The sequence below is a fragment of the Vibrio sonorensis genome (assembly GCF_001854765.1).
Classification (GTDB): Bacteria; Pseudomonadota; Gammaproteobacteria; order Enterobacterales; family Vibrionaceae; genus Vibrio; species Vibrio sonorensis.
The window spans coordinates 1-782 of record NZ_LJJE01000077.1; the positions used below are offsets into that span (position 1 = coordinate 1).

At 43.1% G+C, this 782-nt stretch carries 1 pseudogene; it reads right to left on the reverse strand.

The window, feature by feature from the left end:
- A pseudogene (locus BLO31_RS23185) lies at positions 1 to 743 on the reverse strand (transposase family protein); the annotation flags it as partial.
- Positions 744 to 782: the final 39 nt, after the last annotated feature.

Sequence of the window (782 nt, forward strand, 5' to 3'; positions counted from 1 at the left end):
TTGTGAGGCTCAGACTCTTTAAGTAAGTTAGGGTGTTTTTTCATCCAGTGCCTACTGTTCGTGGTTTTGATGAAGCTACGTTTTGGTCGGACCAATAGTTGTTCATCACGTAAATATTCGAACAGAGCATCTCGACCTAATTTAATGCCTAGCTTTTGCTAACTTCGGTTTCAGCAGGTAATAGAGTTTTCGAGTGCCGAGCCTTGGCATGTAACGTCGAATATCGAGTACCATTTGCTTAACTGGCTTAAGGTCAAGCTGACGTTGTACAGCACGCCTTTCTCGCTGATAAACACTCTGTCTTGATATTCCACATAGCTTACAGACTCTCGCTAGACTCACTCTTTCTTGTTCTTGAAGGCTTCTTGCCCCTTGTCGATATACTTTTTTCTAAGGTTGGTCCCATGCTCAGCATCAAGGATATCAATCACTCTGTTGAGGAAGAGTGTTCTTATCTTCTCGTCTTCGAGCTCTTTCTCGAGTCGTTTAATTTTTTGTGCAGGGGACTCTTTTGATTTAGCTGATTGATGCATGACATTCCTCCTTGGGGATTGCGTCCAATCCATCTTGCCGTGCTTTCGAAGCCAAGTTAAAACGGTAGAGCGACCTTGGATTCCATAGATATCTTGGGCTTGTTTATAAGTCATGTCGCCTCTTTCTACAGCAGCGACAACCTGTAATTTAAAGCCTAGTGTGTAATCACGCTGAGTGCGCTTAACGTAGGTATTATTTGGAGTAGTCATAATTCGTCCTCAATGTGTAAACACATTTCAGGACGGGAC